Source organism: Chloroflexota bacterium (genome assembly GCA_016219275.1).
Lineage (GTDB): Bacteria > Chloroflexota > Anaerolineae > UBA4142 > UBA4142 > JACRBM01.
Genome location: JACRBM010000072.1, coordinates 111,870 through 120,695, shown reverse-complemented (window position 1 = coordinate 120,695; position 8,826 = coordinate 111,870). Strand labels below are relative to the sequence as shown.

Here is an 8,826-nt window from a genome sequence, read left to right as displayed (position 1 = left end):
CACTTTTTGTCATTCTGAGGAGCGGCTCTTGAAAACACGCAACCAAGTGAATTCAAACAAGCGACGAAGAATCTCGCCAGTTGCTTGAGCGATCCTTCGCTTCGCTCAGGATGACAAAGCGAGTTTTGCGCTTTTGCGTTTTTTCCGACTGGCGGGTGTGTAACCTGGCCCTTTGTTACCTGCGAGTGACCTCCGAAAATGTTCAATTTCGAATCAATCATTTTGTTGGGCAATCTGAATATACTCTTCGTCGTCAAGATATTGCCTCAATCAAAAAAATATCTGTAATTCTTAACGAAGGGATAATTATCAAGACAACTAAAATCATGAATCCACAGATCATTTTTTTCTGGACATTCAATTATCGCAAACTAAAAACCGCATTGTCACAGTTGGGCTACGAAGTAATTGAACGCACCTAAGCATCCAACCACCTAACCACCCAACTACCCAACTATTCAGCTAACCAACTATGACTGTATCAACCGCAACTCAAAAACCAAAACCCATTTCCGTCCCCGCGCGTCCGGACGAAGACAGCATCATCGGCAAGGCGTACGATCCGAAACTTGCGCGGCGACTGGTCAAGTACTTGATCCCGTACAAGTGGCAACTTGTCGTCGCGCTTGCGTGGATGCTTTTTGCGATGAGCGCGTACATCGCGGGACCGTACCTCATCAAGGTCGCGCTTGATGATGGGATCGCGGCAGGGAACGTCGGCGTGCTCCAACAAGCGGTCGGCTTGTACTTGCTCGCGTCCGTCGCGTTCTGGATCGGCACGTACTTTCGCGTCCGCACGATGGCGGTCACCGGGCAGAGCATCATTTACGATCTGCGCCGCGAATTGTTCGCGCACCTGCAATCGCTCTCGCTCGGATTCTTTAGCCGCTATGCGGTCGGTCGTCTCATCTCGCGCGTCATCAACGATGTCGGCGTCCTGCGCGAGTTGATCACGTGGGCGGTCATCGCGGTCGCGCGCGATTTCTTCGACCTGTTTGGCACACTGCTCGCGATGTTCGCGCTCAACTGGCAACTGACGCTTCTCTCGTTCCTCGTCCTGCCGTTGATGGGCATCGCGACCGAAATTTTCCGGCGACGCGCGCGCGAAAATTATCGCCGCGTGCGCTCGGCGGTGGGCTGGGTGAACGCGGTGCTGAACGAAAACATCGTCGGCGTGCGCGTCGTGCAATCGTTCTCGCGCGAGGATTACAACTATGAGGTGTTCGCGCGCGAAGTGAACGGCAACCACTTGAGCGCGACGAACATCGCCGCGTTGACGATTTCCGTATTTTTCCCGACGGTGGATTTCCTCGGCAGTGTCGCGCTTGGCTTGGTGATGTACGTCGGCGGCATCGCGGTGCTGGGCGGCGTGGGACTCGCGGGGAGCGCGCCGTTCACGGCGGGCACGCTTGTCGCGTTCGCTCTGTACATTGATCGTTTCTTCAACCCGATTCGCGATCTCGCGCAACGCTACAATAATTTCCAAGCCGCGATGGCATCGTCCGAGCGCATCTTTGAACTGCTCGATACGCCCGTCGAAGTCAAGGACGCGCCGAACGCGTCCGAACTGCCGACGATTCGCGGCGATGTGGATTTTGTCAACGTCGGCTTTCACTATTCGGACGATCCCGCGCCGATTCTCGAACAGATCAATCTGCGCGTCGCGGCGGGACAAACGATTGCGCTCGTCGGCGAAACCGGCGCGGGCAAGTCCACGCTCGTCAAACTCGTCAGTCGCTTTTACGATGTGACGGACGGCGCGCTGATGATTGACGGGATGGACATTCGCTCGGTTACCCAAGACTCGTTGCGGCGACAAATGGGCGTCGTGCTCCAAGACCCGTTCTTGTTCAGCGGCACGATCAAGGAGAACATCGGGTACGGCGCGCTTGATGCACCGGAAGATAAAGTGGTCGAAGCGGCGCAAGCGGTTGGCGCGCACGAGTTCATTATGAACTTGGATAAGGGGTACGATACGCTCGTCGGCGAAGGCGGCGCGATTTTATCCGGCGGTCAACGCCAGTTGATTTCGTTCGCGCGCGCACTGCTCGCCGATCCGCGCATCCTGGTTCTCGACGAAGCGACCTCATCGGTGGACACGCAAACCGAGCGCGTGATTCAAACCGCGCTCGAACGCTTGCTCAAGGACCGTACGTCGTTCGTCATCGCGCACCGCCTCTCGACGATCACGCGCGCGGATAAAATCGTCGTCATCGAAAAAGGACGCATCGTCGAAGCAGGCACGCACGCCGAGTTGTTGCTCAAGCGCGGGGCGTACTTTGAGTTGTACACGATGGCGTTCGCGGATAAAGGATGAAGGATGAAGGATGAGGGATGAATGTTTCATCCTTCATCCTATAGTTTATGATTCAATTTCGTCCTGCCACTCAATCGGATCAACCGATCATCACGCGCATCATTCGCGACGCGGACATCAACCCGATGGCACTCGACTGGCATCGGTTTCTTGTCGCGGAAGAAAAGGATGAGATCATCGGCGTCGGTCAGATCAAACCGCACGGCGATGGCTCACGCGAAATCGCGTCCATCGCGGTGATTCCGGCGCGGCAAGGGCAAGGCATCGCGCGCAAAATCATCGAGCAATTGCTCGCGCAAGAAAAGAGAACCGTGTATCTCACGTGCCGCGGGCAACTCGAATCGTTCTACACGCGTTTCGGTTTTCGCAAAATCGAACGCGCCGAAATGCCGCCGTACTTTCGCCGTATCATTTGGATCGCGAATATTTTGATCCCGTTGCTGCGACGCGGAGTGCGAATCATCGTGATGATGCGAGAGCCGGAAAATTTGGACGCGGATAAACACGGATGAACACGGATAAAAAATAAAATCCGCGTTTATCCGCGTTCATCCGCGTCCCAGAATGATAATCTATGCAAACATTGCTTGCCGTTTACGCTCACCCCGACGACGAATTGTCTGCCGGTGGTACGCTCGCGCATTACGCGCGACAGGGCGTCAGTACGCATCTCATCTGCGCGACGCGCGGCGAAGTCGGCGAAGCGCCGCCGGACTTGAAGGGTTTTCGCTCTGTCGCGGAAATGCGGACGGACGAATTGCAATGCGCGGTGAACATCCTGGGTCTGGACTCGGTGAGTTTTCTTGGCTATCGCGATTCGGGGATGCCTGGCTCGCCGGACAATCAACATCCGGATTCGCTCGTCGCCGCGCCGATGGACGAGGTCGCGCGCAAGGTCGCCGCGTCCATCCGCCGACTCAAACCGAACGTCGTCGTCACGTTCGATCCGATTGGCGGCTATCGCCATCCCGATCACATCGCGATTCACAAGGCGACCGTCGCCGCGTTCAAACTCGCACGCGATCCCGAAATCGAGATTGACGATCTGCCGCCGCACGCGCCGCAGAAACTGTACTATTCCGTTTTCCCGCGCGGGTTTTTGCGGCTCGCGGTGCGCGTGCTCAAACTCATCGGGCGCGATCCAAAACATTTCGGCAAGAATCGCGACATTGATTTGGAATCGCTTGTGGAGGTGGACTATCCGGTTCACGCACGCGTGCCCATCGGCGACGTGCTCGGGCAAAAGCAGCGCGCGACCGCTTGCCATTCGAGTCAAATACCGAGCATGGGCGGCACGCTCGCGCGCGTCTTCCAACGTTTGTTCGCGAGCGAGGAGACATTTATGCGCGCGATTCCGGACGCGCCGCCCAATTTGGTCGAGCGCGATTTATTCGATGGCGTTTGATCGTTCGTATTAGAAATTTGCAAGAGACACCGCCGACTGTATTTTTTGGTGGTGTTTTTTTATCTATAGATTGTACGTAGGTTGTGAGGATGTAATAAAACCGGTCTCGGTTCATGACCGTATAGAAAGTTAGGTATGACAATCCTGGGCAACCGCTACTCTGGACAAGTGTATCGAGCAACGCTCCTCCATTTGGCAGACCTGCATTTGAATCTGCTGAAAAAGCTGTGGGCATTGTTCGTCGCTTGCGTTGGCTTGGGATTGTTAGGCTCGCTATTTTGGCTTGCGTTAGCGCGTTCGCCCTACCTCACGCTTGCGTCGTTCGCGCTCGCGAGCGTTTTCGTCGCAGTTCCTCTCCTCGCGACGTTTCCGCTTGTGCGTCCGCGGCGCACTCGATCTGAATTCACGCCGACGGATTTAGACATTGACGATTGGCAAGACGTCCGTTTTTTCGCGACCGACGGGGTTGAGTTGAGTGGTTGGTTTATCCCGCCCGATTCGCGAAGCAACGGCGCGACGCTCGTGTACGTGCACGGCTTGGGCGGCAATCGCGGCGAACTTTTAACGCAAGCCGCGGTGATGATCGCGCGCGGGTACGGTGCGCTCTTGTTCGATTTGCGAAATCATGGCGCGAGCGCCGGGACGATCTCGACGCTCGGTTATCGCGAAGCGGACGACGTGTCCGGCGCGGTCAAGTACTTGTTGACGCGTCCAGAGGTGAATGTCGAACGCATCGGTTTGGTGGGCTATTCGATGGGCGGCGCGGCAGTGTTGCGCGCGGCGGTACGTATGCCGCAGGTGAAAGCGATTGTCGTCGAGAGTTCGTACACAAGCATCGAAGAAAATGTCGCGCGGGGATTGGTCGCCAAAACGGGGTTGCCGGCGTTTCCGTTCGCACCGCTCATCATCTGGCTGGGCGAGCAGTGGACCGGTTTGCGAATCAAACAAGTGCGTCCAATTGACGATGTCGCCCGCATCACGCGACCGATTTTATTCGTGCATGGCGCGCAAGATAGCACGATTGCCGCGGACAACAGTCGTCGTTTGTACGACGCGGCGCAAGGACCGAAGGGATTGTTCCTGATTCCGAATGCCAAGCACAAGGGGTTGCTCGCCGCCGATCCCGTGGGATTCGAGCGATACATCACCGGATTTTTCGACCGTAATCTCGTACAGGTGTAAAGCGCGTTGCGAAACGCGAAAAAAAGAACGCGGCGTTTGCCCGCGTTCTTTTTTTTTCGCGATCAAGAGCCGGCGCGGATTGATCTAGCGCGGCTTGAGCAATTCGTCAATCACATTCCCGTTAGGCGGCGGCGGATCCATTGCGTTGCGAACCTCTTTCATACGCGCGTCGAGCCATTGCGGTAAGAAAAAGCCGGTGACGACATAGCGGCGACCTTGCCAACTGAACCACACATCGCGCGGGCGTTTGCGCGCCGCGGCGACGATGCCGCGCGCGATGCCTTCGGGCGGCACGCCGCACCCGGTTTCAATCGGGCACATCGTTCTGATTTCGCCGTCGTACAACGCGTGCTTTTCGAATTGCGTGTTGACCGTGCCAGGGTACACGCCGGTCACCGCGATTTTTTTGCGCGCGAGTTCGATGCGGAGCGTGTCGGTCAACACGATGAACGCGGCTTTGCTCGCGCCGTACACGCCTTGAAACGGAATCGGCAAACGCCCGGCGCACGTGAGAATGTTGATGACGTGACCATCGCCGCGCGCGCTCCAATGCGGCACGAGTTTTTGAATCGCGGCGAGCGGTCCGAAAAAATTCACGTCGAACACCTGGTACGCTTTGTCGAGCGCGACCTCGGACAAGGGCGCGAAATAGCCGACGCCCGCGTTGTTCACGAGAATGTCCACCTGCCCGAAATGATTGATCGCGCGCTCGATCATCCGCTCGACGCTGACCGTGTCGGTCATGTCGGTGTAGACCGCGAGCGCGCGCGGCGTGCCCAGTTCGTCTGCGAGGCGGTGCAATGCCTTTTCGGATCGCGCGGCGAGCACGACCCGCGATCCCGCGTTGGCAAATTCGCGCGCGGTCATCGCGCCGATGCCGTCGGACGCGCCCGTGACGATCACCACCTTGTCGCGCAGATCAATCCTTGCCATGAGTCACCTCGTCCAATCGCGCTAACGCGTCGCGAGCCAGGTCGCCGATCGAATACTCGCGCATCTCGTCGTCAACGAATACGCACACGCGCGTCAAGTCGTCATACAAATTCTGTAATGCCGGTATCGCGGTTGCATCACGCAATTGTCCCGCGCACCAGACCGCCATGCCGCGCGTCTGCGGCGACGCATCGCACAAAAAATTCAGAACGACGGGCAACGCGAACCGCACGCGTCCTGGGTCGCGTTCCGCGATGTGACCGATTGCCCACAAGATGCCTGGATAAAAATGTATCTCTTCGACATCGAATAACGAAATGACAATCGTGATGAATTCGGCGAAGGTGTGCGGACGTTGCGCGATGATCGCGCCCATCGCTTGCGGCGCGCGCCAGCCGATGCTTCCCGATTCGTCGTTCATCGTCCACATCAAGCGGCGTAAAATGCCGCGCACGAATTCCGCATCGTGCTCCGCGACGACCGCGCTCGCGAGACCCAATGCCTTGACCGCTCGCCAGCCGATCACCTCATCCGCGTCGAGTGTCAACGCGATCAGTTCGCTCAACACGCGCTTGTTTGTCGCGGCGAGTTGGGTGATTGTGGTATAGTCGCGATGTTCAAGATAATTTCGTAACATCAGCGTCAAGGATGATGGATGAAGGATGAAGGCGGGATTTTTTCATCCTTCATCCTTCATCCCTCATCCTTTGCAGTGCTTGTTCCGCCGCGCGCACTGTCGCACCAATCTCCGCGTCGCCGTGCGCGGTCGAGAGAAACCCAGCTTCGAATTGCGACGGCGCGAGGTACACACCGCGTTCGAGCATCGCGCGAAAGTACGTGCCGAATTTTTGCGTATCCGATTTTTTCGCGCTTGCCCAGTTCGTGATTGGCTCATCCGCAAAAAAGGTTGTGAACATTGTGCCCACGCGATTCGTCACGACTTGCACGCGCGCCGCTTCCGCCGCCGCGCTCAACCCAGCAACCAGTTTCGCCGCGCGCATTTCCATCATTTCCCAGATTTCCTGGTTCTGCAATTCCTTCAGCGTTTCAATCCCCGCCGTCATCGCGAGCGGATTTCCCGCGAGCGTCCCGGCTTGGTACATCGGTCCCGCCGGCGCGACCATTTGCATCACGTCGCGGCGTCCACCGTACGCGCCGACCGGCAAGCCACCGCCAATCACTTTGCCGAGCGTCGTCAAGTCCGGCTTGATGTTGTAGAGCGTTTGCGCGCCGCCGCGATGCACGCGCCAGCCGGTCATCACCTCGTCGAAGATCAACAGCGCGCCGTACGCTTGCGTGAGCGAACGCAGCCCCGGCAAAAACCCCGGCGGTGCGGGCGGCACAACGCCCATATTTCCGGCGACGGGTTCGACGATCACCGCCGCGATCTCGCGCGGATATTTTTCAAAGAGTTGCGCGACTGCGTTCACATCGTTGTACGGTGCGACGAGCGTATCCGCAACGGTCGCGGCTGGCACGCCGGGCGAATCGGGCAGACCCAGCGTGGCGACGCCGGAGCCGGCTTGGACGAGCAGCATATCTGCGTGACCGTGATAGCATCCTTCGAATTTGATGATCTTGTTGCGTCCAGTGAATGCGCGCGCGAGGCGCAGTGCGGTCATCGTCGCTTCGGTGCCGGAATTGACAAAGCGAATCATCTCGATGTTGGGCATGAACTGCTGAATTAATTCCGCGAGTTCTATTTCGAGTGGGCTGGGTGCGCCGAAACTCGTGCCGCGCGTTGCCGCATCCGCGAGCGCGGCGACGATGCGCGGATGCGCGTGACCCAGGATCAGCGGACCCCACGAGAGGACGTAATCAATGAAACGATTGCCGTCAACGTCGTACAGGTACGCGCCTTGACCGCGTTCGATGAACAGCGGCTGACCACCGACCGCGCGAAACGCGCGCACCGGCGAATCCACGCCACCGGGCAAGAGTTGTTGCGCGCGGGAAAAGAGTTGTTGAGAGTGGGTTGTATTCATTGGTATCCGTGTTGAGTGAAACGGAAAACGTGTATCGTAAATTCTGCGGCATGTATGCGGGAGCAACAGCAGTGTCGTTGGGTTAAATATCCTGAAGGACACTAGCAAGGTGTCTTCGTAGATTTTCTTCCACGTCCTTCTTGCCTTTGATTGTGTTATCGTAGAAGATGACGCGGAAGCCGCTCACATCAAATGGAAGCGGCTTTCCCCGTTCAGCAAGGAGAATTGTACTCTTCTTCATTGCATGGGAGTAGCCGAGCTCATAGAATACATTGGGATTAGGGGGTGTAATCTCAGCAATTATGATTTCCGATTCCGTAATAGAACTGATGATATCCTGCAAAATAATTCCTGGTTTATAGACGTCATCTGCTCTGAAAGCTTCTAGTTTCTTTTCATTTACGACAGGTTGGATAACGTCTGTATACAAAGCATCGTAGGGCTCCCCAAATTGCATGACAACAAATGCCTTTGGCGAATCTGCTGTGACTTGAGTGGATGTAAATTCCACTGGCCCAGGTCCCACAGCAAATAGACCAACCTGATCGCTCCCTAAGGGTGTGGGCAAATTGCGTTCAATTACTTTGATGCCATCCACAATCAGGCTGGCTCTTTGTCCAAAAAGCTTGGCTTCAATTTGGAAGTTTGCATTCGGAGTGAAGTTCTCGCTGCTTCCAACCGCGGCAAACGGGAACCAACCTCTTGCCGGTATGAACTGGTCTAACACGAATGCAAAACGATATCCACCGATGCCTGTCAAGAAGTACTCTGTGGTTTTCGCGTTGTAACCGAAGATGATTCGCCCTTCGGATTCCTTTGCATTCTCGAGAAAGCGCACTTGGGTCATGATAGAACCTCTCCTTACGCGTGCGTCACTCAATGCTATGCCGTGCCTAATTGGAGCCTCAGGGTCAGGCCCAAGATACTTTGCAGAATCGTCTTTGAATTCCCATCTACCCGCGATTGCAACCCAGTTTTTCAGTTTCTTTGTCTCGGATTCCATG

The 8,826-nt window shown here is 56.5% G+C and carries 8 protein-coding genes; 4 read left to right on the top strand and 4 right to left on the bottom strand.

Annotation, left to right across the window (positions count from 1 at the left end; translation table 11 throughout):
• Window positions 1-472: 472 nt before the first annotated feature.
• From HY868_20870 to HY868_20855, 4 genes are all read left to right on the top strand, one after another.
• Window positions 473-2,317: an ABC transporter ATP-binding protein gene (locus HY868_20870; GenBank protein MBI5304600.1), complete on the top strand. Its 1,845-nt coding sequence runs from the start codon at window positions 473-475 to the stop codon at window positions 2,315-2,317.
• Between the two features lie 47 nt (window positions 2,318-2,364).
• Window positions 2,365-2,829, top strand: coding sequence for a GNAT family N-acetyltransferase (locus HY868_20865; GenBank protein MBI5304599.1), 465 nt, complete (start codon window positions 2,365-2,367; stop codon window positions 2,827-2,829).
• Window positions 2,830-2,891: 62 nt separating this feature from the next.
• Window positions 2,892-3,722 carry a PIG-L family deacetylase gene (locus HY868_20860; protein ID MBI5304598.1) on the top strand — a complete coding sequence of 277 codons (831 nt, stop codon included), beginning with the start codon at window positions 2,892-2,894 and terminating at the stop codon, window positions 3,720-3,722.
• Between the two features lie 135 nt (window positions 3,723-3,857).
• Entirely contained in the window at window positions 3,858-4,904 is a 1,047-nt protein-coding gene (locus HY868_20855; GenBank protein ID MBI5304597.1) for an alpha/beta fold hydrolase, read from the top strand.
• Between the two features lie 84 nt (window positions 4,905-4,988).
• On the opposite strand, the gene HY868_20850 is transcribed toward HY868_20855, so the two are convergent.
• From HY868_20850 to HY868_20835, 4 genes are all read right to left on the bottom strand, one after another.
• Complete coding sequence (locus HY868_20850; protein ID MBI5304596.1) at window positions 4,989-5,837, bottom strand: SDR family NAD(P)-dependent oxidoreductase; 849 nt, start codon at window positions 5,835-5,837, stop codon at window positions 4,989-4,991.
• Complete coding sequence (locus HY868_20845) at window positions 5,824-6,474, bottom strand: HEAT repeat domain-containing protein (GenBank protein ID MBI5304595.1); 651 nt, start codon at window positions 6,472-6,474, stop codon at window positions 5,824-5,826. Before HY868_20845 ends, HY868_20850 begins: the two co-directional genes overlap by 14 nt.
• 49 nt (window positions 6,475-6,523) lie before the next feature.
• Window positions 6,524-7,822 carry a glutamate-1-semialdehyde 2,1-aminomutase gene (gene hemL, locus HY868_20840; GenBank protein ID MBI5304594.1) on the bottom strand — a complete coding sequence of 433 codons (1,299 nt, stop codon included), beginning with the start codon at window positions 7,820-7,822 and terminating at the stop codon, window positions 6,524-6,526.
• Between the two features lie 82 nt (window positions 7,823-7,904).
• Entirely contained in the window at window positions 7,905-8,825 is a 921-nt protein-coding gene (locus tag HY868_20835) for a hypothetical protein (protein ID MBI5304593.1), read from the bottom strand.
• Window position 8,826 lies beyond the last annotated feature (1 nt).

Bases quoted from the DNA above. Each gene is read 5' to 3' on its own strand.
- HY868_20870 (MBI5304600.1), top strand. From the start codon at position 473: ATGACTGTATCAACCGCAACTCAAAAACCAAAACCCATTTCCGTCCCC.
- HY868_20865 (MBI5304599.1), top strand. From the start codon at position 2,365: ATGATTCAATTTCGTCCTGCCACTCAATCGGATCAACCGATCATCACG.
- HY868_20860 (MBI5304598.1), top strand. From the start codon at position 2,892: ATGCAAACATTGCTTGCCGTTTACGCTCACCCCGACGACGAATTGTCT.
- HY868_20855 (MBI5304597.1), top strand. From the start codon at position 3,858: ATGACAATCCTGGGCAACCGCTACTCTGGACAAGTGTATCGAGCAACG.
- HY868_20850 (MBI5304596.1), bottom strand. From the start codon at position 5,837: ATGGCAAGGATTGATCTGCGCGACAAGGTGGTGATCGTCACGGGCGCG.
- HY868_20845 (MBI5304595.1), bottom strand. From the start codon at position 6,474: ATGTTACGAAATTATCTTGAACATCGCGACTATACCACAATCACCCAA.
- hemL (MBI5304594.1), bottom strand. From the start codon at position 7,822: ATGAATACAACCCACTCTCAACAACTCTTTTCCCGCGCGCAACAACTC.
- HY868_20835 (MBI5304593.1), bottom strand. From the start codon at position 8,825: ATGGAATCCGAGACAAAGAAACTGAAAAACTGGGTTGCAATCGCGGGT.